This window comes from Paenibacillus sp. P13VS (genome assembly GCF_015143645.1).
GTDB classification, from domain to species: domain Bacteria; phylum Bacillota; class Bacilli; order Paenibacillales; family Paenibacillaceae; genus Paenibacillus; species Paenibacillus xylanilyticus_A.
This window is the reverse complement of sequence record NZ_WYEV01000005.1, coordinates 186,697-212,014: the sequence shown is the minus strand read 5'-3', so window position 1 is coordinate 212,014 and position 25,318 is coordinate 186,697. Positions and strand designations below refer to the sequence as shown.

23 protein-coding genes are annotated in these 25,318 nt (G+C 50.1%); 14 read left to right on the top strand and 9 right to left on the bottom strand.

The window, feature by feature from the left end:
• Positions 1 to 5 precede the first annotated feature (5 nt).
• Entirely contained in the window at positions 6 to 233 is a 228-nt protein-coding gene (locus tag GUA98_RS14735) for a hypothetical protein (RefSeq protein ID WP_193723559.1), read from the top strand.
• A gap of 12 nt (positions 234 to 245) precedes the next feature.
• Here GUA98_RS14735 and GUA98_RS14730 read toward each other — a convergent pair whose 3' ends face one another.
• The 8 genes from GUA98_RS14730 to GUA98_RS14700 form a co-directional block, all read right to left on the bottom strand.
• The gene (locus tag GUA98_RS14730) at positions 246 to 1,922 is read right to left on the bottom strand and encodes a PucR family transcriptional regulator (protein WP_193723558.1); all 1,677 of its coding nucleotides are present in this window, start codon (positions 1,920 to 1,922) and stop codon (positions 246 to 248) included.
• A 401-nt stretch (positions 1,923 to 2,323) separates the two neighbouring features.
• The gene (locus GUA98_RS14725; protein ID WP_193723557.1) at positions 2,324 to 5,536 is read right to left on the bottom strand and encodes an efflux RND transporter permease subunit; all 3,213 of its coding nucleotides are present in this window, start codon (positions 5,534 to 5,536) and stop codon (positions 2,324 to 2,326) included.
• A 35-nt stretch (positions 5,537 to 5,571) separates the two neighbouring features.
• On the bottom strand, positions 5,572 to 6,522 hold the full coding sequence (locus GUA98_RS14720) for a TetR/AcrR family transcriptional regulator (protein WP_193723556.1): 951 nt from the start codon (positions 6,520 to 6,522) through the stop codon (positions 5,572 to 5,574).
• 202 nt (positions 6,523 to 6,724) lie between these two features.
• Complete coding sequence (locus GUA98_RS29980) at positions 6,725 to 6,856, bottom strand: hypothetical protein (protein ID WP_265333591.1); 132 nt, start codon at positions 6,854 to 6,856, stop codon at positions 6,725 to 6,727.
• Between the two features lie 111 nt (positions 6,857 to 6,967).
• On the bottom strand, positions 6,968 to 7,282 hold the full coding sequence (locus GUA98_RS14715) for a DMT family transporter (RefSeq protein ID WP_193723555.1): 315 nt from the start codon (positions 7,280 to 7,282) through the stop codon (positions 6,968 to 6,970).
• Positions 7,282 to 7,626 carry a DMT family transporter gene (locus tag GUA98_RS14710; RefSeq protein ID WP_110758598.1) on the bottom strand — a complete coding sequence of 115 codons (345 nt, stop codon included), beginning with the start codon at positions 7,624 to 7,626 and terminating at the stop codon, positions 7,282 to 7,284. Before GUA98_RS14710 ends, GUA98_RS14715 begins: the two co-directional genes overlap by 1 nt.
• On the bottom strand, positions 7,623 to 8,246 hold the full coding sequence (locus GUA98_RS14705) for a TetR/AcrR family transcriptional regulator (RefSeq protein ID WP_193723554.1): 624 nt from the start codon (positions 8,244 to 8,246) through the stop codon (positions 7,623 to 7,625). The genes GUA98_RS14710 and GUA98_RS14705 overlap by 4 nt, the downstream gene beginning before the upstream one ends.
• A gap of 124 nt (positions 8,247 to 8,370) precedes the next feature.
• Positions 8,371 to 9,846 carry a phospholipase D family protein gene (locus GUA98_RS14700; protein ID WP_415753027.1) on the bottom strand — a complete coding sequence of 492 codons (1,476 nt, stop codon included), beginning with the start codon at positions 9,844 to 9,846 and terminating at the stop codon, positions 8,371 to 8,373.
• Between the two features lie 265 nt (positions 9,847 to 10,111).
• On the opposite strand from GUA98_RS14700, the gene GUA98_RS14695 reads away from it, so the two are divergent.
• From GUA98_RS14695 to fni, 9 genes are all read left to right on the top strand, one after another.
• Positions 10,112 to 11,044, top strand: coding sequence for a MerR family transcriptional regulator (locus GUA98_RS14695; protein ID WP_193723552.1), 933 nt, complete (start codon positions 10,112 to 10,114; stop codon positions 11,042 to 11,044).
• A 316-nt stretch (positions 11,045 to 11,360) separates the two neighbouring features.
• A complete protein-coding gene (locus GUA98_RS14690; RefSeq protein WP_193723551.1) occupies positions 11,361 to 12,911 on the top strand; it encodes a phytoene desaturase family protein in 1,551 nt (516 codons plus the stop codon).
• On the top strand, positions 12,908 to 14,371 hold the full coding sequence (locus GUA98_RS14685; RefSeq protein WP_193723550.1) for a phytoene desaturase family protein: 1,464 nt from the start codon (positions 12,908 to 12,910) through the stop codon (positions 14,369 to 14,371). The genes GUA98_RS14690 and GUA98_RS14685 overlap by 4 nt, the downstream gene beginning before the upstream one ends.
• Positions 14,368 to 15,240 (top strand): phytoene/squalene synthase family protein, encoded by an 873-nt coding sequence (locus tag GUA98_RS14680; protein WP_193723549.1) that lies wholly within the window; start codon positions 14,368 to 14,370, stop codon positions 15,238 to 15,240. Before GUA98_RS14685 ends, GUA98_RS14680 begins: the two co-directional genes overlap by 4 nt.
• Positions 15,240 to 16,007, top strand: a complete 768-nt coding sequence (locus tag GUA98_RS14675; RefSeq protein ID WP_193723548.1) for a carotenoid biosynthesis protein — start codon at positions 15,240 to 15,242, stop codon at positions 16,005 to 16,007. Before GUA98_RS14680 ends, GUA98_RS14675 begins: the two co-directional genes overlap by 1 nt.
• Positions 15,976 to 16,737 (top strand): lysophospholipid acyltransferase family protein, encoded by a 762-nt coding sequence (locus tag GUA98_RS14670; RefSeq protein ID WP_193723547.1) that lies wholly within the window; start codon positions 15,976 to 15,978, stop codon positions 16,735 to 16,737. The genes GUA98_RS14675 and GUA98_RS14670 overlap by 32 nt, the downstream gene beginning before the upstream one ends.
• A gap of 1 nt (position 16,738) precedes the next feature.
• Positions 16,739 to 17,887, top strand: a complete 1,149-nt coding sequence (locus tag GUA98_RS14665) for a glycosyltransferase (protein ID WP_193723546.1) — start codon at positions 16,739 to 16,741, stop codon at positions 17,885 to 17,887.
• Complete coding sequence (locus tag GUA98_RS14660) at positions 17,884 to 19,362, top strand: phytoene desaturase family protein (RefSeq protein WP_193723545.1); 1,479 nt, start codon at positions 17,884 to 17,886, stop codon at positions 19,360 to 19,362. The genes GUA98_RS14665 and GUA98_RS14660 overlap by 4 nt, the downstream gene beginning before the upstream one ends.
• Before the next feature lie 231 nt (positions 19,363 to 19,593).
• Positions 19,594 to 20,661, top strand: coding sequence for a type 2 isopentenyl-diphosphate Delta-isomerase (fni, locus tag GUA98_RS14655; protein ID WP_193723544.1), 1,068 nt, complete (start codon positions 19,594 to 19,596; stop codon positions 20,659 to 20,661).
• A gap of 79 nt (positions 20,662 to 20,740) precedes the next feature.
• On the opposite strand, the gene GUA98_RS14650 is transcribed toward fni, so the two are convergent.
• Entirely contained in the window at positions 20,741 to 21,175 is a 435-nt protein-coding gene (locus tag GUA98_RS14650) for a hypothetical protein (protein ID WP_193723543.1), read from the bottom strand.
• 158 nt (positions 21,176 to 21,333) lie between these two features.
• On the opposite strand from GUA98_RS14650, the gene GUA98_RS14645 reads away from it, so the two are divergent.
• The 4 genes from GUA98_RS14645 (at position 21,334) to prfA (ending at position 25,307) form a co-directional block, all read left to right on the top strand.
• A complete protein-coding gene (locus GUA98_RS14645; RefSeq protein WP_193723542.1) occupies positions 21,334 to 21,804 on the top strand; it encodes a GNAT family N-acetyltransferase in 471 nt (156 codons plus the stop codon).
• A gap of 107 nt (positions 21,805 to 21,911) precedes the next feature.
• Positions 21,912 to 23,012, top strand: coding sequence for a redox-regulated ATPase YchF (gene ychF / locus GUA98_RS14640; RefSeq protein ID WP_127537255.1), 1,101 nt, complete (start codon positions 21,912 to 21,914; stop codon positions 23,010 to 23,012).
• Positions 23,013 to 23,237: 225 nt separating this feature from the next.
• Positions 23,238 to 23,843, top strand: a complete 606-nt coding sequence (locus GUA98_RS14635) for an SUKH-4 family immunity protein (RefSeq protein ID WP_193723541.1) — start codon at positions 23,238 to 23,240, stop codon at positions 23,841 to 23,843.
• 396 nt (positions 23,844 to 24,239) lie between these two features.
• Positions 24,240 to 25,307, top strand: coding sequence for a peptide chain release factor 1 (gene prfA / locus GUA98_RS14630; RefSeq protein WP_095291198.1), 1,068 nt, complete (start codon positions 24,240 to 24,242; stop codon positions 25,305 to 25,307).
• The last annotated feature ends 11 nt before the right edge of the window (positions 25,308 to 25,318 follow it).

The following is a 25,318-nucleotide window of genomic DNA, read 5'->3' as shown; positions in this document are numbered from 1 at the left end:
GGCGAATGCTGGAGAATGAAGCATTTGAAGCGGAGAAAGTGGCGATCGAACGAATGGTTGCGCTGGGATATCGAATCTATTCGGTTCAAGAGCATCTGGAGGGTGCCAGTGTCGTATGGGAACATCCTGAACATCCGGGCGAAATGAAAGAGCAGCATGTGGGTACAGCGTCCGGACGAAAGTGGTTCGTCCACTTTCTGATCCGGCAGCTTCAGGAACAGCGGGGGGCATAGTCCTCTTGCCATCTATGCAATTGGGCCATGAACGTATTCATAAGCGTAGATGGCGAGTTCAATGGCGACGCGTTTCTCGGGGAGGATATAGTCTTCTCCGAGCAAAGCTTCGATTTTGTCGAGCCGGTGATAGAGGGTCTGTCTGACAATGAATAGGGCAGTAGCGGTCTCCTGTTTGGAGCAGCACAGCACGAAATATTGCTTGAGTGTGCGCAGCAGCTGGCCGCCTTTCTCTGCATCGTGCCGGATGACGGGGCCGAGGTATTCCTCAATAAAATCCTCCAGATTACCGCTCTGCTTCATCCCGGCGATGATGCGGTAACCATGGAGATTGCTGTAAAACGGCTGCTGCATGGGTCCGGTATCCTTTTGAATGCGCAGCGTTTCCTTGGCCGTATCCAGGCTGTCCTTGAGTCGTGACAAATCGGCACAGCTGTGACCGATGCCCAGCAGACCCGAGAACAGACGATGGGTTTGGTCCGTTTCGTGCTGCTGTAGCTGCTCTATGCAGCGCCAGAGCTGGCTTTTGCGCTGAGGACCTGGCTGAGGATCGAGGATGATCAGGATGATCTGATGATTCAATACCGTGCTGAACAGGGAGAACCCTTCCCTGGAGAATACAGAGCGGGCGACGATATTGCGCTGGATAAGCAGCTTCTGCAGCTTGAGGCTGTCGGTATAATTCGGATTACTGTCAAACAAAACGACGGTGCCTTTGCTGGCAGCAAGCTGGGGGCTGGCGAACAGGTACTCTTGAATTTCCTTGGCCGTGTGATGTCCGTTCAGCCAGTCGATGACCCACATATCTTCCTTGTAACGACGCTTCTCCTCCATGTATTTGGTTCGCATCCAGTCCTGTGCAATAGCTGCCGCGCAGCGCTCCAGTGCCTGAATGACAAATTCATCAGTAGGTTTGTGACGCAGTGACTCGGGCTCGTCTTCGGGAAGTTTCTCGAGAAAGAGCACCAGGTCTGCGAAGGTGTAATCGAGCGCTTGAACAGGCAGGGTATAGGCATTCATGGGCTGCTCCAAACGATGGGAATGGCTTGATTGTCCTGACTCAGGCGAATGGTTGCGCTGGGTTAACCAAGCTATTCTGCGGTTCTCCAATTGTTCTGGTGGACAATAAGGAACAGCGCTGGCTTCCCCCTCGAGTGGGTATAATGCAACCGGGCAGCCGGTTGTGCGTGATAACAAGCGAAGCAGCGGCTGTACGCCGTCTCCGTTTAGCAGGAGCTGGTTGAACGAGGTAGTCAGATTGTCGAGTTCGGCGAGCATACGCTGATGACTGCGAATCAGGGCGAAGTGCAGGTCCTGTGTAATATCAATATAGCGGACTTGTTCATGGAACCAGATCAGTGGGAAGTCATCTGCTGCTGCGATTTCCTTCATTGCTCCAAGTTGTGCCTTGGTGTGAGTCCCCAGTTCGATACAGAGTCCAGCCGCACCACGGGCAATTAACTGCCGCAGAAAAGACAAACCCTGCTGCTCATCAGCCTGCCAGCCGATGCCGGTAGTCAGTACTAGTTCTCCCCCATTTAACAAATCGCCCACATCCGGTACCTCCATAATATGGACCCAACGGACATACCTCTCCAGTGCCCGTTCACTGGCCAGTACCTCTGCCTTGCGAAATACAGGCCGTTTCAACATGTCTCTCATCTGAAGTTGGAGCGTCGTTTCCCCCATACAACCACCGTCCTTCCCCAATTGCATGCCGATTGCAATCCCGCCTCATGATGCAGGTTTCTGAAGAGCGTCTGTTATGTTGTGATGTACGAGCTGGATGACCTGTCTAAAATCCGTTAACTTACATAATTAAGCTATATTATAAGTCTGTTTACCGGTGATGGGCTGAAATCTAACGCTGATTTGTTTTACATCACAAACTAGACTCCTTTTTTTGTAATCTGGAATAATCCAGGTTCAGATTAGTGTCGTTTTACCTAACATTTAGGGAAGGTGCCCCTTAATGGTCAAACCAAAAAACCTCCTGATCTCATTGAAATGGTCAATCATTCCAATGGAGAACCAGGAGGTTTTTTATAATTCCGTATTGCTCTTTATGAACCGAAATTCAATTGAGCAGCTTAATCTTCGATTCTTTTCTTCTTGAATTTCATCAGGAATTCATACACGATCGGCACAATAACCAGGGTGAGCAGCGTAGAGCTGATCAGACCGCCGATAACGGTAATACCCAAGCCTTTCGAGATAATTCCCGCACTTTCTTCCAGTCCAGTAACGAGTGGCAGCAAAGCGCCGATTGTTGCAAGAGCAGTCATCAGGATTGGACGCAGACGTGTTGCCCCTGCTTCAAGCAAGGCTTCACGCGTAGACATGCCGTCCTTCTCCATGTGAATGACACGGTCGATCAGGACGATGGCATTGGTAACTACGATCCCGATCAGCATCAGTCCACCCATCATGGCAGAGACGTCAATGGTGCCGCCAGCCAGGAACAGACCTACCATGATACCAATAACGGTAAACGGCAGGGAGAACAGGATGGCGAATGGTGCGAGACCGCCGCCAAATGTAACGACAAGTACAAAGTATACAATGGCGATGGCTGCCAGCATGGCAAGACCGAGCTGGGTAAAGGTGTCATTGATCTGCTCGGTTGTACCGCCAAATTTCACCTCAACGCCATCGGGCAGGTCCAGCTTGTCGATGTTATCCTGCAGGGTTTGTGAAGCCTTCTGCACATCGGAAGCCAGGATGGTAGCCGAAACTTGTGCAACGACTTTGCCGTCAATGCGCATGATCGAGTTCGGAGAAGTGCCTTCTTCAACGTTTGCAACATCCTTGATCGGTACTTGGATGCCGAGCGGAGAAGTCACGGTCTCATTTTCAATGTCAGTGATGCTGTCGAATGTCTTCTGATCTGTCTCGACATACACTTTATAGGTTTTGTTATCAATATCCACTTCCGTCAGCACCGGGCGTTCCTGTACAGGGCTCAGTGCCATAGCCAACTGTCCTGCAGTCAGACCGAGCGAGCTCAACTTTTCCTGATCTGCAACGAGGGTATATTGACCATACGTGTCAGAGAGTGTGGTGTCAGCTTTTTCGAAGTTTTCGGTATCTGCTTCAACCAGCTTGAACACTTCATCCGTGACAGGCTTAAGCTGTTCCACATTGTCGCCGTAGATGGAGATGCTCAGGCTGCTGCCTCCCAGACCGCCGGACATATCCAGCTCACTCCAGGTACCTACGGGAACTTCTTTACGCAAACCTTCTACAAGCTGTTCCTTCACTTGGCTGAAATCTTTGGTATCTTCATTGTATTCGATATAGAAGAGTGCCGAGTTCGAGCTTCCTCCACCCATGCTGCTCAGTGGATTGCTGCCGCCGATGGAATACTGCATTTTCTCTAGGCCAGGCTGCTTCAGCAAATATTTTTCAGCAGCAAGCGCTTCTTTTTCAACGTCCTCACGCAGGGAGCCGGTTTCCGGGCTGTACGTGATCGTCACATATTTGTCCTGCTGTTCTGGCAAGAAGCTTGCACCGATGAACGGATACAGGAACAAACTGCCGACGAGCAAGACAACGGCGATGCCGACGGTAATGATTTTGTGCGAAAGTGTCCAGTTCAGCAGGCGTTTGTAACCCTCAGCCATCTTCCCTGGTTTTTCCTCATGATTTTGCTTGTTCTTCAGGCCTTTGCGGAACAGGGTATGAGCCAGCATCGGAACGATGGTGATAGCCACGAGCAAGGATGCCAGCAGCGCGAATACCATGGTTAATGCAAATGGCATGAAGAGCTCGCCTACCATACCGCTAACGAGTGCCAGTGGCAGGAACACGGCGATGGTTACAATGGTGGAAGAGAGGATCGGAATGAACATTTCACGAGTTGCTTCCCGGATCAGTTCACGGCCTTTCAGTTTCTCTCCCTTAAGGGTCAATCTGCGATAAATGTTCTCGATAACAACAATCGAGTCATCCACGACCCGTCCAATGGCAACGGTCATGGCGCCCAGAGTCATCATGTTCAGTGTAATGTCCATGAGCAGGAGCGCAGTCAATGCCATGAGCAAGGAGAGCGGGATCGAGATAATCGAGATAATGGTTGAACGAATATTGCGCAGGAACAACAGGATGATCAGGATGGCAAACAGGGCACCAAAGACCGCTTTGCCAAGCATCGTATTGACGGAATCCTGAATCGGCTTACCTTGGTCAAGCAATACCGTCAGTTGGGCATTTTTGAATTGCGACTGCAATTCCTCCGCTTTGTCTTTAACGGCATTCACGACATCCACGGTATTGGCGTCATTAGATTTCACGATGGAGATACCGATGGACTCCATGCCATCTGTCCGTGAAATGGATTCGGCCTGACCGATAACCTCAATGTTCGCGATCTCGCTTAATTTCACCGTAGGAATTCCTGCGGCATTGGCTGCATCGGAAGCACTGCCTGCACTTGCATTTCCACCCGCGGATGGTGCGGCAGACGGGGTCGATCCCTGTGCGGCATCCGGAGCTGTTGCTTGGCCTGCAGCACCGCCTGCTTGAGCAGATGGATCTGCTGCTGCACCTGCGCCGCTAGGTACCACAGGAATGGCAAGGTTCTTCAGGTCATCGAGATCAATGATGTTACCATCAACCACAACGGCTTTTTGTGCTTCGTCCAGTTCGAACAATCCGAGTGGAACGCGGACAGAGGAACCTTGAACGATGCCGTTAACGGTATCTTCTGTCAGGCCGAGTTCATTCATTTTGTCCTGGTTGAACTTCAGTTGAACTTCCTTGACATACTGACCGGAAACCTGAACTTGGGCTACACCGTCGATATCTTCGAGTGCAGGCTGAATATCGGATTCAACGAGTCTGGTCAACTGCTCCAGATCTCCGCCATCCTTATCGGACAAGCTCAGTGAGACAACCGGGAATGAATTGATGCTGAATTTGGATATGGTCGGTTTCTGTACACCGTCCGGAAGCTGCACTTCATTTAGCGCCTCGCGAACAGCTGCAGTAGCATTGTTCAGATCTGTTCCATAATCAAATTCCAGTGTGATGGAAGCCGCATTCTCCATGGATGTGGAAGTGAGTGTCTTGATTCCCTCCACATTGCGCAGAGTCTGTTCCAGCGGCTTGGTCACATCCTCTACGATACCTTCTGGAGCCGCTCCGGGATCAATCGCCGTGACACTTAGAAATGGCACATTGATGTTTGGGATGGTTTCCTGTTTCATCGTCAGTCCGCTGTACAAACCAGCGAAGGAAATGATGATGGTCAGAATCCAGATCGCAAACTTGTTGTTCAGTGAAAAATTAATGATTCCTTTCATACGATGGTCTCTTCTCCTCTCTGTTCTCCCTGTTTCTATTTGTTTGACGAGTCAGCCTGGATGAACCGGCTATACATGGCATCCAGAATATGCTGAAGCTCGGAGTGCAACGATTCGATGGCTGGAATGTTCTCCAGGTTGTGCATCATGCCCAGGATAATCGCCCGGCGCGGCGTGAATTCCATCATTTCCTGCTTGAGAATGGCGATGGTTTCTAGCGCATCGTTTCGGGATTGTCCTGCAGACAGATCGGTAGTTACGATATCCTGCATCTGTTTGATGATGTGAATGGGGTGACGCATCATGGTGGAATCCGTTTTGGATTCGCTGGTCCATGCCGGCCAGTTTTCCAAGCTAATCAAAGGCTCAGGTCGCTGATCCAGCAAACCGTACGCTGCATAATCCATCGTTTGCAGCAGATTCGTGGCCATTTTGGATACGGTAAGGGAAGGCATCTCCGTAAACCAGATCTTGATGTAGGACAGGAAAAGGCCGTGCGTCAGCAAAATAAGATCCACAGTATATGGCTCAATCTCGGGACCGTACAGATCCTCCAGCTTATCCTTGAACCAGTGCAGGGTTCGGATCTCCATATCCCTGTGATGCGGGTCGCATTTTCTGCTGGGATGCTGCTGCTCATCATCCATCATCATGCTGCGCAGCTGCACCCGAAGGAATTCTTTTAATTCGGATACATGAAGAAGCAGCGTCTCAATCTGCTTGTGCAGACGTTCTCGTGATGTGAGGCCAGCCTCATGTTCAATCTGTGACATTTCATCCAGCAGGGTATAGATGCAGTACTCCATCGTACTGGCTTCCAATTCCTCTTTGGATTTGAAAATCAGGTAGAGGCTTCCCTTGGACATGCCGCATAGCTCCGCAATTTCCTGCATGGACGTTGCAGCACTACCTTTGGCAGAAAACAGCTTGAGAGCTGTCGTTATAATGAGTTTTTTCTTCTCATTCATTTCATGAATTGGATTCATTTACGATACCTTCACCTCATCTGCGGAACTTATGAGTTCTTGAATTGACTTCAGGGTCAAAACAAGTATAAACGAAGTGGAAGGGCGAATTCAAATGGGAGGGAATTGGAAATTTAAACAATCAGAGCAGTTCGGTTTTTCAAGGAGGAGAGAGAGGTGGAAGTGAGCATTGCCGTGGATAAACGTAAGAACGTGTAAAGAACTATGCTCCATTCCCGAAGGCATGTATGGCCAGAATAATGATGACTGTCAGTGCGGCCAGGTAAAATGCAGCCAGGAGGGCTAGGAATGAATAGCCTGCAAGCGAGCTGAGACGGACCAACCATTTCTTCATACCAGTCATCCTTTCCACATTCACAGAGTACATATGCCTATTTACATGATATACCAAAAAGACGACTTCCAGATGGAAGTCGCCCTAGTTTTTACAAAATGAATACAATCTTTACGTAATCAGCTTCAATCCGACTGCAGCCACCAGAATCATGGCAATGAACAGCAGCCTTGTGGCCTCCTTGCGCTCACCGAACAGGAACATGCCCGTAAGTGTGCTGCCGACTGTACCAATGCCCGTCCAGACAGCGTAAGCGGTGCCCATCGGAATGGAGGTCATCGCATAGGACAGCAGTGAGAAGCTGAATACAAAGGAAATGAGCATTAGCACGATATAAGGCCAGCCCTTTTTGGTCGAAGCGCCATTGATTCCAATTACGCCGAAAATCTCGCAGATGCCTGCGCCTACAATTGCTAACCATGCCATTATGCCACACCTTCTTTCGCTTCTTCTTGTTGATCCGTCACGAGCTTCAGTCCGATTACGCCGCAGAGCAGCAGTCCGATCAGCAGGATTTTGGCCAGACGGAATGGCTCCCCGAACAGCAGCATTTCCGCCAGCACGGTGCCTGCGGTACCGATTCCGGTAAATACGGCATAGACCGTGCCCACCGGCAATCTCTTGGAGGCTGCGATGATCAGGGCGAAGCTGATGATAATAGCTGCAGCGGTCAGCGCCCATTCCCATAGATTGGAGGCATGCTTCAGTCCGCTTACCCAGACAATTTCGATGATGCCTCCGATAAATACGTATAACCAGTTGCGGTTCATGATGATGCTTCTCCTTCCGGCACGATCTTCTGTGCCTCTTCGTTCAAATGATGAATGCCATGCCAAAAGACAGGCCATGCCGCCTCAAGACGTCTATTGTACCGACGTGAGCTCCCATAAATGATTTCCACGGTAATCCCGTCGAGAGAGGTCATAAAGGCAATGGCAGCTTGTTCCGTTGGAATGGAAGGTAATTCTCCATGACGTACCGCTCGCTGCAGGAGCCGGTTCAGTGATCGCTCCATGCCATCAAGAAATGGATGCGCGATGTCCATGACTTCGTTGTACAGTCCGGGAGGGGGGAAGTAGGACATGCGCAGCATCAAGCGTGTTGAAGGGCTGGCGTTATATTCCTGTTCGAACCAGGGAAACACTCCCTTGAGTCTGTCTTCCAGGGGAAGTTCGGCATGATCGCGGAAATATTCCAATGTATGGCGTTTTACTTCTTGAAAAGCATGAGCCAGTGCCTGGAGGAACAAGTCTTCCTTGCCGCTGAAATGAGCATATATGGATGGTTTCTTAATTCCTACATCGTCAGCAATAGCCCGAAGGGATGCCCCTTCATATCCATCTCTGGCAAAGTGGAACAAGGCCGCATTACGTATGGATTGTGCTGTCATTTTATTCACCTTCCTAACGGTCGTTAGGAGACCATATTTTCATATTTTACATCAGATGTCAAGTCCATTCAAAAAAGCCGCCTGCAGAAATTTCACAGGCGACCAATATACAGCTCAGGGCAGCTTAGAACGTAGTAAATCCCAGTATGAGCTGCAGTTTATAGAGGATTCCCTTCAGGAAAGTGGTTTTCTCCTGGAATTCGTCCAGGTTCAGAGTGAACTCGGCATCCTCATTATTCCACACAAGTTCAAAATAATCCGCCACATTGCGACTGAACTCATTATCCGCAGGCGCAGCGACCCATAGTTCATTTTCAAGATTATAGTCATTCATGTTTCGGGGCGTAAGGTTGGTTGAGCCACCAAGCACGATATGATCCCCGGTGGCTTTGGAAATATACAACATTTTGGTGTGATACTGCTCCTTGGTTGTGTTGTACCAGCGGATTTGGATCTTGCCATCCGATTTATCATGCAGCTCGGCGGCTACAGGCCGATTCGGGATACCGATTTTCTCCTGACCAAATGCATTCTCGTTTGGATCAAGCACAAGCCGGATATCTACATACCGTTTGGAAGCATCAAGCAATGCGTCCAGTACTTTTGGAGAAGCAATGTAGAACATGCCCAGCCATAAGGTATCCCCTTTTTCCGTCAGATTGATCTCATGCAGTACAGCATCATTCACTTTTCCTTCGGTCAGATAGCGGATGCGCAGATCGCCTTGGTTTGGATCGGTGGAAGGAGCTGTGTAGGAAGGAACTTGACCTCCCCCTGATATGTCCAGTACGGCTTGTTCCGATTGAAGGATATCTCCAATGACGGGTCCTGTAACTTCAAACCCCACATTGGAGTGGTAGGCACTAGCATCATGGATGTTGCCGGAGGAGACAATTGCCTTTTTCTCACTGACCACCACCTTGCGGTGATTGGCCTTTACATTAAGCAGCTTAAGGTAAGAGCGCATCGTAACGTCCGGGCCATCGCTTGCCATCAGATTCGGAATCCAGCCATCTCCCGACTGGCCAAACCATTGGAAGAACGTACGCCACACAGCCGAGTATACGGGCGTCGAATCCCGGAGCGGATCCACATTGGTAATCACAACTTCAATGCCAGCCTGCTTCATTCGTTCGAGCAGTTCATTAGGTGCCGAATTATAATTGGTGTTCACTTCATCCGTAATGAACAGAATCTGCATGTTCGGATGCTGCTTTTTTTTGGCGACCAGAGCATCTGTGAATTCTACGCTAACCGGCGGAAAGTGCTGACCCTTATGCTGATAGTTGTTGAACAGGAACATATCCACCACAACAAATTGCTCCGCCTCCTCCACAATCTGCAGCATGCGCTGAAAAATCTGCTGCTCGTGTTCCATCTGCCCGTCTTCGGACGGATAGGTGAGATCATGAAGGAATGCGACCTCGTCTACGCGATATTCTGGGCTTTCGTAGGAAATGCCAGCGGGCAGTGGTTTATAGGTTTGATATAACATGACGGCCACAAGCCATAGAATAAGGAGTCCAAGAGCTGTTCGTATGTATGGAAAACGACGTCTGGATGTTTGGTGTTCTGATGATGAGCGCCTTGTATTAAACAACGGCATATCCCCTTTCTGTAAACGTGCTGACTACTATTACCACTCTGTCATGAGCATTGACGCAGGCTGCGTAAGGACAGTGAGAAATGTATTTTATCCAAATGTGATTTGCCTGAATGCAATCGACAGTTGTGTGGCCGTTGTGTATAATGAGTGTATTATTTTTGTAGAATGTTGGGATTTCCATATACCTGACAAGGGCGGAGGAAGTATTCGTTAACCTATTGACGGTCGGGATATTTCAGAAAAGAGAGTAGGTAATCAAGTGTATTCCATCAAACAAGTCGCTGCCATGCTGGACATTCCAACGGTTACGCTCCGGGCTTGGGAGAATCGGTACAGTGCGGTAACCCCTGAACGGACGGAATCGGGTTATCGGTTGTACACGGATGAAAATGTTGAAGATTTGCGTTGGCTGAAGGAGCAGGTTGAACAGCATCAGACCAACATATCAGAAGCCGTACGCATGTTAAAAGAAAATAAAGCAGCACCGCCAGAAGCGGTCATTCCGGCCCCACTTACTGCGCCTGTTCCCACAATGGAAGAGGCCTACTTACGCATGGCCGATCAGATATACGACTCGCTCTACCATTTCCAAGGTGAACGTGCCAACGGTTTGATTGATTTTGGGTTTACCATGTATGGATATGATTCGATGTTTTACCATGTGCTTGTACCTATTCTCATTCGTGTGGGGGATGCATGGGAGCAGGGCAGAGCATCAGTCGCACAGGAGCATTTTATGACCCAGCTGATCTCACAGCGGTTCTACCAGTTTTTCCATCTGTTCCCGATCTATCCGCATCTGCCCAAAGTTCTGGCACTCTGTCCGGAGGGGGAGCATCATCAGGTGGGACTGCTGCTGTTCTCGTTGTTTATGCGCAAAAATGGAGCCGAAGTATTATATCTTGGTGCCAATACTCCCGAGGAAGGGGTATTTCCCATAATCCGGGAGCAAAAGATCAAACTGGTCTGTCTCTCCATTACGAACCCAGCCTTAAGCGAGCAGAGTGACCGGCTTGTCGATCGCATTATGACCGAGTTTCCGCATATGCGCTTTATCCTTGGAGGCAAGGGTTATGAGCGCAATGAGAATGCAGCTTATCCGGAGTGGATCATGCCGGAGGATTCATCAGACTGGCAGGCATGGCTTGAGCGCGAGTATCTGACAGACAATCCAACCCGAACACAGGGATAAGCAGCCGTTCATCGGACGATTACTGTCTCTGACGAAGAGTTTAACGAGCGAATGTTATCCCATAATAATGTGTTGGTTATAATTGAAAAGGCATCCTTTGACGCAAGTGCGTCAGGGGGTGTCTTTTCTTGATATTAACGATCATTTTTGCAGTTATTTGACCCATGAGTCATATTTATGTTTACAAGCTCGTATAATATTTGTATTATATTTGTATAACGTTTTGGCTATAATCCGCTTCGGTGATACTTCAATGGTTTAATAATAGACTAAGAATGGTATAAGTGCGTTTTGGACCATAAGAAAGGTGAGTGGCATGATATCTAATCAGCAACGTAAACGTGCGGCTATAATTGGCGCGGGTCCAGGCGGGCTTGCAGCGGCCATGTTATTGTCCGGTCAGGGATATGAAGTGGACGTTTATGAGAAACAACCGGTCATTGGTGGACGCTCTGCCAGGCTGGAGCTCGGAGAATACCGATTCGACCGGGGCGCGACGTTTCTGATGATGCCCGGGCTGCTTGAAGAGATGTTCGAGTTGGTAGGACGCAAACTGTCCGATTACGTGGAGCTGAAGGAACTGACCCCCTTGTATGCCCTGAACTTCGGCGATAAGGTGTTCACCCCTTCCCGTAATCGTGAAGATACGGCTGCTCAGATCAAGAAATTGTTCCCTGGTAACGAAGAACATTACCTGAGGTTCATGCAGGATGAGGAAGTCAAGTTTGGTAAAGTCATGCCTTTGCTGCGCCGGCCTTTCGGCAAGCTGACAGATTATCTGCGCAAGGATGCGCTAACGGCTCTCCCGAAGCTGGACGTGAACAATACCGTCTATGGCATCCTGTCCCGTTATTTTACTGACGAGCGTTTGCGCTGGGCCTTTACGTTTCAATCCAAATATTTGGGCATGTCTGCCTGGGATTGTCCGGGTACATTCACGATTCTGTCATTCATTGAGCACCATTATGGGCTGTTTCATCCGATTGGCGGTGTAAATCGCGTATTCCAGGGCATGGCTGACATTGTAAATGAATATGGTGGACGTATACATACATCCTGCCCGGTGAAGAAGGTTATCGTGAACAATGGCCGTGCGGAGGGCCTGCTGCTTGAGAACGGAGAACGCATTGAAGCGGATCACGTGGTCGTTAATGCAGACTTTGCCCATGCGGTGAATCATCTGTTCGAACCGGGTGTGCTTAAGAAATATACGCCGGAAAAAATGAAACGCAAGAAGTACTCCTGCTCTACTGCAATGCTCTATCTGGGAGTAGACGGAGAGATTGATCTGCCGCATCACTCGATCTACTTTCCTGAAGATTACCGATTGAACGTGGATGAGATCACGAAGCACAAAGTGTTGTCCGCTGACCCGTCTCTATATATTCATAACCCTTCCAAGCTCGATTCGACACTCGCACCTGCAGGAAAATCTGCATTATATGTGCTTATGCCCTCGCCGAACCTTACAGGGGACATTGATTGGGATGTGGAACGGGAGAATGTACGCGAGGCGATGATGAAGCGGCTTGAAGTGATTCCGGAGCTCGCAGACATTCGGAGCCGCATTGAAGAGTCCATGATGTTTACCCCGCTTGACTGGGAAAATGAACTGGATGTGTACCGCGGTGCGACATTTAACATGGCTCACAATCTGGGTCAGATGATGTATCTGCGTCCGCATAACCAGTTCGAAGAACTTAAAGGGGTATGGCTGGTCGGCGGTGGAACCCATCCGGGCAGCGGACTGCCTACGATATTTGAGTCTGCTCGAATTAGTGTCAGGCTGATCCAGGAAGAGGATGCCAAAACCCGCTCGAACCGGTCTTCCTATGTGAAGACTGCTGAAGCTGGAGGTCATTCATGAAGCGGGCAGCCATTGTAGGAGCAGGCATTGGCGGGCTGACCTCGGCACTGCTGCTGAACCGGCAGGGCTGGGACGTCACCGTTTACGAACGGGGTTCCCGGGTAGGCGGACGCATCGGCTATGAGCAGAACGGGGAATATCGGATTGACCAGGGTCCAACCATCGTACTTCTGCCCGACATGCTGCATGGCATTCTGGAAGAGGCTGGCGTGGATCGCTCCAAAGTGGAGCTGCTCCGCTGTGATCCGTTATACAGGGTTCACTACAGCAGCGGACGTGTCATGACCAAGATGACGGATCGCGGTCAGCAGGCTGACGAGATCGAGCGTTTATTCCCGGGAGAGAGCGGGGGATTCACAAGATTCATGAAGGACATGGATACCCTGTTCCCGGCAGGACGGTCGGCTTTCCTGGAAAGAGCTTTTCCGCGGAAAAGGGATTTCTTCACACCGTCTCTCATGTCCCTGATGGGCAGGCTTCGTGCACACAAAAGCGTACGTAAAGCTGTGGGAGATTATTTTCATCATGAGGAACTGGTTGATGCCTATTCACTTCAGAGTCTGTATATTGGCGGTTCGCCGTTCGGGACTCCGGGAATCTATTCCCTTCTTCCTTATGCAGAGCATGAATATGGAATCTGGATGGTGAAGGGCGGATATGCTGCATTACCGGGGATTCTGGAATCCGAACTGATCGCACGTGGAGGGCGTGTTGTGCTGAATACGGAAGTAACGGGACTGCGTATTGAACAAGGAGTTTGCCGAGGTATTGAAACAGCCGCAGGTTCGGAAGATGTGGACGCAGTTATCTATAATGGCGATTTCCCTCATCTGACGGGTCTACTGGGCGGCATACCGGAAGCAGTGCGCAAAAAGAAACCCTATCGTCCCTCATCTGGTTGTGTGTTGATTTATGTTGGGGTCGACAAGACCTGGGAAGATGCAACGACGCATCAATTTTTCCTGCCACCCAGTCTTGATGGAAGCTTGCGGGAAGTATTCAATCAGCGCCGTATTCCTGAACAGCCTTCATTTTATGTATTTAACCCGGTAGCTGTAGATGATTCCGCTGCGCCAGCCGGTCAAAGTGTATTGTATTTCCTTGTTCCGGTGCCAGACGCAGAAGGTGTGGACTGGTCCAGAGAAAGTGAGGCTCTGGTAGAACGGGTGCTGGAGGAGGCAGAACAACGCGGTTTCCCTGGACTTCGTGAAGCAATCAGATGGAAAAAAGTACGCACACCCGCAGATGCCGAGCGAGATGGACTCTACGGCGGTGGAAGCTTCGGTATTGCACCAATTCTGTTTCAATCAGGCGTGTATCGGCCGCAGCCGAAGCCGTTTCCGACGATACGCGGATTGTACGCAGCAGGAGCATCGGTGCATCCAGGCGGTGGCGTTCCAATCGTAATGCAAAGTGCACGCATGGCCGTCAATCTACTCATGAAGGAGATGGGAACATGAATGAAATGATTTTGAACAGGTGCGAAGAGTTGATGCAGAAGGGATCTTCTTCTTTTTATCAGGCTTTCAGAGGTTTGCCCAGTCCGCGCCGTGAAGCGGTATATGTGATCTATGCGTTCTGCCGCATCATTGATGACAGCGTGGATGAACCAGAGAAGTCGATGTATACCATACATGAGATTCGGGATCATTTTGAATACCTGGAAGAGGCGGAAGGTCATTTTATCTGGCCTGCACTGAGATGGTTATTCTCGAACTTCCCCCACCTGGACAAAGGACCTTTCTTCCGGCAGATGGATGGACAGATGACCGATCTGGAGGTAACTCATTATGCAACGATGAAGGATCTGGAACATTACTGCTATCTTGTAGCAGGAACGGTAGGGGAGATGCTGCTTCCTGTGCTGCGTGATGACAATGGTGCCGAAGTGGCTGTAAACGGCATTGCTCTTGGCAAGGGCATGCAGATCGTCAACATTATTCGTGACGTGGGGGAAGATCGGGCAAGAGCGCGCCGTTATGTTCCGCTCGAAATCATGGAAAAGCATGGGTACTCCGAACAGGATTGGGCAGATGGTATTGTGGACGAACGGTTTGTAGCCATCATTCAGGAATTGAAAGCCTCAGCACTCGAATGGTTCCGTCTTGGCATGGATCGGCTGGAGACCTATCCTACAGAAAGTGCATTTGCCATTGAACTGGCGGCAGCCTTCTACTCCACCATACTGCATGCGGTAGAACGTAACGATTATGACGTGTATAACAAACGGGCATTTGTGACCGATGAGCTGAAATTGGAGATGCTTGGAGCCATTGTGAAACGTTATCCGGTACTCGCCTATCAGGCTTCCCGTACGGCGGTCTCCTGATGATTCAGGGTCTGTATTGGGCATGGTACATCATTGGCGCCACGCTAATGCTAACCATTGGAGTACCTGAACAATTATCATTTTCCAACGGACTGTTTCTGGTGTTCTATGCACTTTATGTCGTGGAACTGATCTATCAGGGACGAAGAAGAAATGGAATGTCCGACCAGTCAGTCATATGGAAGAAGCCAGGACTGTGGGTGTCTTCTGCCATTCTGTGGCTGGGTGGCATGGGAATAGAGTGGATTGGTGTCCATACGAATTGGCCCTTTGGTGAATATGGCTATTCAGACTTCTTCGGCGTTCACTTGTTCAGTGTGCCGATTACCCTGGGATTTGCCTGGATTGCCGTCGTCGGGAATTCTGCACTGTTAAGCGGCGGGGGTTCGACCTGGAAGGGCAAGCTGATTCGGGCAATCAAGACCGGCTTCTGGGCCATTTTGCTGGATCTGGTACTGGATCCGGTTGCGCACGCCAGAGGTTTCTGGCATTGGGAAGCCCCCGGTGGCTTCTATGGCGTCCCTTGGACCAATTACATCAGTTGGTTCATTATGGGTGCGTTCCTGTCGCTCTTTCTTCCAGCCATGCCTGCTGACCGCAGTTCGCTGCTGCGGGCCAAGTGGCTTTACCAGCTGTTCATCCTGCTATTCGGTCTGCTCGCATGGAAAGAAGGCATCACAGGCAGTTTCATCATTGCGCTTGTGGGCATGCTGCTAGCAGAAGGGAGCTGGTTCTATGATCCCCGCCGCAAAGTCAAAATCGTTTAACCGAATGTTTTATTTATACAATCAGTATTACTTGCTGCGTCGTCGCTTTCGTTCGTTCACGCTATCGGGGACACTGGATCCACAGTTTGACAGCGTGTCAGGCTCTAACATTGACCCGAACCGGCCTGTTCTCTATTTCATGAATCATAGCTCCTGGTGGGACGGATTGCTGCTCTATCATGCATCCCGCCGTACTTCAATGGGGGACCATTACGTCATGATGGAAGAGAGGCAGCTGAAGCAGTATGCCTTCTTTCGCAAGCTCGGCGCATACTCCATCAACAAGGAGAGTGCTTCTGCGATCCGAAAGACCATGCAGTACACAACAGGGCTGCTTCAATCCGGCAAAAGGGTGTGGATCTTTCCGCAGGGTGAAATTCTGCATCAGGATGCAAGACCCATTCGGTTTCGCCCAGGCATCGGCTTACTGCTTCGACGTTCCCCGCAGACGCTAGCCGTTCCTGTGACCCTGTGTCATGGTATGGTTCAGCATGATATGCCGGAGGTTTCGATGCTCGCCGGTGCGCCTCTAATGGAAGACTGGCATGTATGGAAGAGCGAAGAGATTGCAGCCAGACTTGGCGGGGTGCTGGAACAACAGTTAGACGAGCATAAGTCTGAGCTGGTTCGCATCGGACAAGGGAGTCTGCCGGGGGCAGTTTCCCTGATTCGTAACGGAAGATCTACAAGTGAAAAATACGATGCAGCACGAAAGCGGGGGGTCCGTTAACATGAGTGCATCCGAAATATTATGGATCATATTGACAACTGCACTCGGTGTGCAGTTGATTTTTGCTCTCTGGAATGCGACCTGTCTTCCCGGAATTCGTTCGTTCCCTGCAGACAGGCTGCTGCACCAGGATAAGCTCGTATCTGTCCTGATTCCCGCTCGGAATGAAAGACTACATATTGAAGGATGCCTGGAGAGTGTGCTCGCAAGCAACACATCCGGCTACCGGATGGAAGTGCTGGTACTGAATGATCGTTCCGAGGATGAAACGGCGGCTTTGGTTCAGGAGATTGCGAATCGGGATGCCCGTGTACGACTGCTTGATGGGGCAGAGCCGCCGGCTGGATGGATGGGCAAGTCATATGCGTGCCACCAACTGGTTCAGGAGGCTAAAGGCGAGTGGTTTATGTTCGTTGACGCGGATGTACGGCTTGAGCCAGAGGCTATTCGGCAGACCGTAGCTGCCGGCTGTGAGTTGGGAAGAGGTCTGGTGACAGGGTTTCCCTATCAGGTGGCCAAGACCTGGATGGAGAAGCTGGTCGTACCGATGATGGTATTCACGATCATCAGTCATCTTCCTATTTTCATGATACGCAGATCATCAAGTCCGCTATTTGTAGCAGCGACTGGAGCCTTCCTGCTGATTCATCGTTCGAGCTACGAAGCTTCCGGTGGCCATGCAGCCATCCAGGGAGATCTGGTGGATGACATGAGTCTGGCGAAGGCGGTCAAGCGTGCAGGTCATCCGGTTATGCTGGCGGATGTGCATGAATTGGTCAGCACGCGGATGTATCAGAATGGGACCGAAGTATGGAACGGATATAAGAAGAACATGTACGAAGGAACGGGACGCAGGGATGTGCTCCTGCTGGGCACCCTGGTCATGTATACCCTAATGTACCTTGTCCCTCCGCTTGGATTGCTGTTCGGATTACTGTCAGGAAGCTCTGCAGCTATTACGTATGGACTCATTGGCACACTGCTGGGCATGGGGGTGAAAAGGGTGGCAGACCAAACGGGAGGCCAACCCTGGTGGCTTGCATGTCTGCAATCTGTCAGCATGGCCTGCGTGATTGGTATTGGAATGGCATCCTGGCGGGCTGGTCGCTCAGGAAAAGGATACGTTTGGAAAGGCAGGCGGTATAGTTGAGCAGAAAGGTGGTCATTATTGGCGCAGGCTTCGGTGGCTTGTCCTGTGCCATTCGCCTTGCATCCCAAGGGATACAGGTAACCATGCTGGAGCGTCAGACACATGTGGGTGGCAAACTGCAGCAAGTGGAACGAAACGGATATCATTTTGACCGCGGTCCAAGTACGATTACGATGCCTTCCACCTTCCGCTCGGTCTTTGAGCATGCAGGTACCAAAATGGAGGATTACGTCCAGCTGTATGAGCTGGAGCCCCGAACACGCAATGTATTTGCAGACGGTACCGTGGTGGATCTGTCCGGCAAGCGCGAATGGATGGAGGAACAGATTGCAGTATACAGTCCGGAAGATGCACTGCGATACGATGCATTCATGGATGAATCTGCAGCGCTTTATGCGGAAGCCGATCGTCATTTTCTTGGTAAACTGCTGCTGACCGCAAAAGACAAGTACAATCTCCAGATGCTTCGCAGCTTGCTGCGCGTGCGCCCGGCCGTGAAGCTTAATCAGCTGCTGCGGTCGTATTTCAGTCATCCCAACACCTTGGCGATGTTCGGTCGTTACGCGACTTATGTTGGCTCATCGCCTTATCAGGCACCATCCATTTTCGCCATGATGGGTCATGTAGAAGCAGATGAAGGGGTGTATGGTGTAAAAGGCGGAACCTACGAGCTGATCAAAGCCATGGCGAAGCTTGCTGAGGAAAAAGGAGTACGGATCATGACGGGCATCGAGGTCCGGCAGATTATTGTTCGTCATGGCAAGGTCATCGGTGTGGATACGGATCAGGGATTCCATGAAGCCGATCAGGTGGTGGCCAACGGGGATGTGCTCAGTGTAAACCGTCTCCTGCTTGCACCGGAACATCGCAAGCAGATGAGTGATGGCAGGATTCGCAAATATGAGCCGTCCATTTCCGGTTATGTGACACTGGCTGGCGTGCAGAAGCAGTATGACTCCCTGCTGCACCATACTGTCTTTTTCCCGGATAGGTATGAACCGGAGTTCGAACATATTTTCCGTGAACGCAGGATGCCGCTGGATCCGACCATCTATATCTGTTATTCCGGTTATTCGGAGGCAGGTATGGCTCCGGCCGGAGCGAGTAATCTGTTTATATTGGTGAACGCCCCATATCTGTCGGATGCATGGAACTGGGAAGAGCAAACCGAACGCTACGGCGAGTTGGTACTAGATAAGCTTGCAGAGCGGGGAATTACAGGATTAAGGCAATCCGATGTATTAATACGATACACGCCACAGGATATTGAACGCGATACATTGGCGCATCAAGGGTCGATCTACGGGATATCCTCCAATTCAGTGAGGCAGACCTTCTCTCGCCCCGGAAACAAAAGCAGGGATGTACAGGGGTTATGGTACGTGGGTGGAACGACGCATCCGGGAGGCGGGACGCCGATCGTAACGCTATCCGGGCAGCTGGTGGGCGAGCAGCTTGCATCCGTTCTCATATGATTCATCAGAGATGAACGGGTGCGCCCTTTCATTAGCATGTCCGGAACGGTATACTGGGTAGAGTTGATGCGTGGAAGATATCACCGAAGACTCTATAGGAATTTTTTTACATGCAGAATTGTGCGTTACATATGAGCAAATATAAGCAAACAAGTGCAGTATTTCAATTGAACGGAACCGGCAGGGGGTCCCTGTCCATCCGCACAATTTCTCACATAAGGAGGTCTCATCATGAATGAACAAGAGCGAGCCGGCAAGCGGCTGCTTCCCGAGGTGGCTACGGGGGAACGGAAGCTGGAGCATGTGCGCCTCTGTCTGGAAGAGAATGTGGCAGGAGAAGGGATCACGAGCGGAATGGAGCGGTACGTATTTCGTCATAACCCTCTGCCTGAACTGAATTTTGATGAGGTCAGTCTGAACACGGTGTTCTTGGGAAAAGAGGTTCGCACACCGCTGCTCATCAGTTCAATGACGGGTGGAAGCCAAACGACCGGGGCCATTAACGAGCGGCTTGCCCGCGTGGCCAATGCCAGAGGCTGGGCGCTAGGAGTAGGTTCCATACGGGCAGCAGTGGAACAACCTGAACTGGCGCCGACCTTCGATGTACGGCGCTGGGCCCCTGACATCCCGGTGATTGCCAACCTGGGTGCAGTGCAGTTGAATTACGGCTTCAACACGGCCGACTTCCAGCGTGCCGTTGAGATCGCCGGTGCGGATGTGCTGGTACTGCATCTGAACGGTCTGCAGGAGATCTTCCAGCCGGAGGGCAATACGGACTTCAGCGGGTTGTTGAACCGGATTGAAGATCTGTGCCGTAGGCTGGATGTACCCGTTGGAGTGAAGGAAGTAGGCTGGGGCATTGATGGAATAACAGCACAGCGCCTGTATGATGCAGGTGCAGCATTTATCGACGTGGCCGGAGCAGGAGGCACCAGCTGGGTACAGGTGGAGAAATACCGGAACAACAACCCGGTTCGCAGGGCAGCAGCCGAGGCTTTTGCCGATTGGGGCATTCCGACTGCCGAGTGCATCCGGGAAGTCAGAGCACTGAATCCAGAAGGAGTACTGATTGGCAGCGGCGGACTTCATCATGGGGTGGATGCAGCCAAAGCGCTTGCGCTGGGTGCAGACCTGGCCGGTTTCGGCCGTTCCCTGCTCGAATCCGCAGTGGCTTCAGATGAAGCGCTGGAAGGGCGGCTCGAGCAGGTGGAGTTCGAACTTCGTACGGTCATGTTCGGTATCGGAGCCGGGCGAATCGAAGATTTGCAGCAGACAGAGCGATTGGTCGAGCGGCGTTAATACGGAAGAGGGGCATCCTGTCATGTTCATGCTGATGACATTGGGGAAGTCCCTTTTTTATTATAAAAAGACAGAAGGATTACCAACACTCTTCTTTTACCGTAATATTGTCGTTAGTTACGTTGACATAGGTATTGCCGGATAGATACTCCGTATAACCACAGACGACTTTGGTATGAATTTCCCCTTGGCTATCCGTAAATTGCAGGTGAACGGATGATTCCCCGGAAGGACTAAGTCTAGGAGCGAACTTTACTTTTTTACCGCTGGCAATATCCTTCTTCAGCTTGTACACGGAGCCATCTCTTTCACTGTTAACCGGGCCTTCACCTTGGACCAGGCTTGCATTAACATTTGTAAGATCGAAGTCTGATTGATTATGGATGGTGATCCTGAGTGATCGGAATTGGTCTATGGTGGGATACGCCATGCCTATAATGATCCCAATGAAGATAACCACACCCGCCAAGAGAATGATGATTTTCCTTGAAGGTCGTTTGCGACGTCTGTTCATTTAGATCTGCTCCTCTCGTTATGGTTAATAAACAATGGAAGTCTGATAAAAGTTATGCAGATTTTTTTCCACTTCAGGTATGATGAATAATAAATTGTTTCATTCAGATAAAGACTTAGAAAAATCGAATACGGAATTTGAACCGGGGAGGGAATACGATGGAGCTTGTATCCATGAATGAACAGGAATTTGCAGATTTTCGTAAGCGTTCCATTGCAGATTTTGCTGTTGAGAAAGTAGAAGCAGGGACATGGGCGGAGGAAGAAGCGCAGGAGCTCGCTGAGGCATCTTATGATCGCTATTTGCCTGAAGGACTGAATACGCCTGGAGCCTACATCTATAACCTGGTGCATCCAGTGGACGGTAATGTGGGGTACATCTGGTTTAACGTTACGGACAATCGCCGGGGTAAGGAAGCCTTCTTGCTCGATATTGTTGTGGAAGAAGCATATCGGGGCAAAGGGTATGGTACCGAAACGATGGAAGCACTTGAACAAAGGGCCCACAGTCTTCAGGTGGATCGAATTGGTTTGCATGTGTTTGGACATAATGTGCGGGCGAGCAGCTTGTATCGCAAGATGGGGTACGAGATCACGGATCTGACGATGTACAAGGAACTTAAACGGTAGCCAGGCAGAAACGAAACCCGAAGTTCCTTGATGCCTCCGGGTTTGTCATATATAATGTATAGGATTATCCATACCGAACAAGTAATGAATGAGGAGTTGTCATATACATGGCTTTGAAAGCTGGAATCGTGGGCCTGCCTAACGTTGGTAAATCCACTCTGTTTAACGCAATTACACAAGCAGGTGCCGAGTCGGCAAACTATCCGTTCTGTACGATTGACCCGAACGTGGGGATCGTTGAAGTACCGGACGAGCGTTTGGACAAATTGACAGAACTCGTTGTACCGAAGAAGACAGTACCTACAGCGTTTGAATTCGTAGATATCGCAGGGCTTGTACGCGGCGCAAGTAAAGGCGAAGGTCTGGGTAACAAGTTCCTTGCCCATATTCGTGAAGTGGATGCGATTGTCCATGTGGTACGCTGCTTTGTTGATGAGAATATCACTCACGTAGATGGCAAAATTGACCCGGTAAGCGACATCCAGACGATTAATCTGGAGCTGATCCTGGCGGATATCGAGAGTGTTGAGAAAAAAATCGAACGCTCCAAGAAAAACATGAAGGGCGGCAACAAGCAGGCTGCTCAAGAAGTGGAAGTACTGGAGAAAGTGAAGGCAGTTCTGTACGAAGATAAGCCGGCACGCAGCATGGAATTGACAGACGAAGAGCGTCTGATCGTACGTGATCTGCACCTGCTTACCCTGAAGCCGGTGCTGTACGCAGCTAACGTAGCCGAGGATGAGATCGGTGATGTGGCGAACAATGCCTATGTGCAAAAAGTAAGAGAATTCGCGGCTGCTGAAAATGCAGAAGTGGTGCCGATCAGTGCAAAAGTCGAAGAAGAAATCTCCGAGCTGGAAGGCGAAGATAAACAAATGTTCCTGGAAGAGCTCGGTATCGAGGATTCCGGTCTGAACCTGTTGATCAAAGCTGCTTACAAGCTGCTGGGTCTGTACACATACTTCACGGCAGGTGTACAGGAAGTTCGTGCGTGGACGATCCGCAAGGGTACAAAAGCACCGGGCGCAGCGGGTGTAATTCATACGGACTTCGAGCGCGGATTCATTCGTGCAGAAGTCGTTTCCTACGAAGACCTGGTTGCAGCTGGTTCCATGAACGGTGCCAAAGAACGCGGACAGCTTCGTTTGGAAGGTAAAGAATATGTTGTCAATGACGGAGATGTTATGCACTTCCGTTTCAACGTATAATTTTATAACCAATTCAAGCAGTACATGATAGACATGAACAGCCCTGCTGTCTTCTCCGAAGATGGCAGGGTTTTTATTTGGAATGAAGGTAGAGTGGCAGATTAGAGGGAGTAGGTGAGAACAGCAGGGAAGGACTTGTGATGGCGACCCGCTTGTTCTGCTTATACTGGATTGTTTGCGCGGTGTGGATATAATAGAGGAAAAGGGCATGGGGGAGGATGGACAATGGAGGATGCAGTAACTCGTATTCCATATGATGAAGCCTATGTGAGAGCGATGCATTTACCGAAAGAGATTAGTGATCTGCTTCTTGTTAAGGGATTACCTCAGTTACGCGATGAGGGTAACGATCTGCTGGGTGTCCATTTTCGGTCCATGCCGGAACGAGGCTTGATTCAAGTACAGCATGAAGGTGGCTGCATTACGCTTCTGCCGATCGGATATGAATGGGAGGAAACGGCAGCCTTGCTCGGTGTGGAGACAGGAACGGGCGCAGTTTACTCGGTAGATGCATCGTCAGGGGAATACGGGCTGATCAACACCAGTCTGCTTCGGTTTCTTGAATTTCTCCAGCGTTACGCTCAATTCATTGAGAATTTCTCGGAAGTGCATGAGCCCAGTGTGATGACACTCGAAGAAGCCCAAGCCAAGCTGGCAGCTTTTCAAAGGGGAGAGCTCATACCTGGAAAGAAAAAGATTCATGGTTCCGGCCGGAAAGAGGCCATAAGCGAACTCCGGGCATTCTTTGCCGAACAGGATCCGGGTAGTTTATCGAATGAAAAATCCTGGTGGAGCCTGGTGCTTGAGCAGCTTGAAGATGGCTTGTTGTAGTTGATGTTACATTGTAACATAATGGAATAAAGCCCATTGTCACTTATGCCATAATCTAAAGCGAACCTGTAGGCAGATGGAAAAGCATCTGTTCAGGTTGAGAAGAATATGCTATAATTAAGAGTCGTGTACCTAGGTTAATTTAGCTCGCTTTTTGTAAGACTTAAGCAGAGCTCCGCGTAAGGTACATGGGTTCTTTTATATAACTTAAAAGTAAAGGATTTGATGACGTTGTAGCGATGTTGCGTCGGTCATTAATGAATGTTACGGTCAGGTTTCGGTTGAACTGAGAACCTATGCGTTATGAAAATAGATGATATAAATAATGAACATGGAGCGTCTGCCCAGAGAAGACGTGCAGCGCATTACCAAAAATAAATCGTGAGGTGACTATATATGTTGGATAAATTACAGGCATTGGCGGACCGTTATGACAAGCTTAGCGAGCTGCTCTGTGACCCGGATGTGGCAAGCGATAACAAAAAGCTGCGTGAGTATTCCAAAGAGCAATCCGATCTGCAGCCGACGTACGAAGCATACAATGAGTACAAACAGGTGAGTCAGGATCTCGAAGCAGCAAAAGAAATGCAAGGCGAGAAGCTGGATGACGAGATGCGTGAAATGGTCAAAATGGAAATCGAAGAACTCAGCGCCCGTCAGAAAGAGCTGGACGAACTGATTCGTGTTCTCATGCTGCCGAAAGACCCGAATGACGACAAAAACGTCATCGTGGAAATTCGCGGAGCAGCGGGTGGAGATGAAGCGGCATTGTTTGCAGCGGATCTATACCGCATGTACACACGTTATGCCGACAATCAAGGCTGGCGCGTGGAATTGATGGATGCCAATACGAATGATGTCGGCGGATTCAAAGAGGTTATTTTCCTCATCAACGGCCGCGGTGCATACAGCAAAATGAAGTACGAGAGTGGTGCACACCGTGTACAACGTATCCCGACAACCGAATCAGGTGGACGGATTCATACTTCTACTTCAACGGTTGCCGTTATGCCAGAAGCTGAAGATTTCGATATTGAAATTCATGACAAAGACATTCGCGTGGATACGTTCTGTTCCAGCGGTGCCGGCGGACAGTCGGTTAACACAACGAAATCTGCTGTACGGGTAACGCACGTTCCAACCGGAATCGTAGCGACATGTCAGGATGGTAAATCGCAGAACTCGAACAAGGAAAAAGCGCTGCAAGTATTGCGTACCCGGATCTTCGATATGATGCGCCAGGAAGAAGAAGCGAAAATTGCTGGGGAACGTAAGAGTAAAGTGGGTACAGGGGACCGCAGTGAGCGGATTCGTACGTACAACTTCCCGCAAAGCCGTGTAACCGATCACCGCATTGGTCTGACCATGCACAAATTGGATCAGGTCATGAACGGAGAGATTGAAGAAATCCTGTCTGCGCTGACGATTGCCGAGCAGACGGAGATGATGGATAGAGGAGAATAATGCTGTGACCC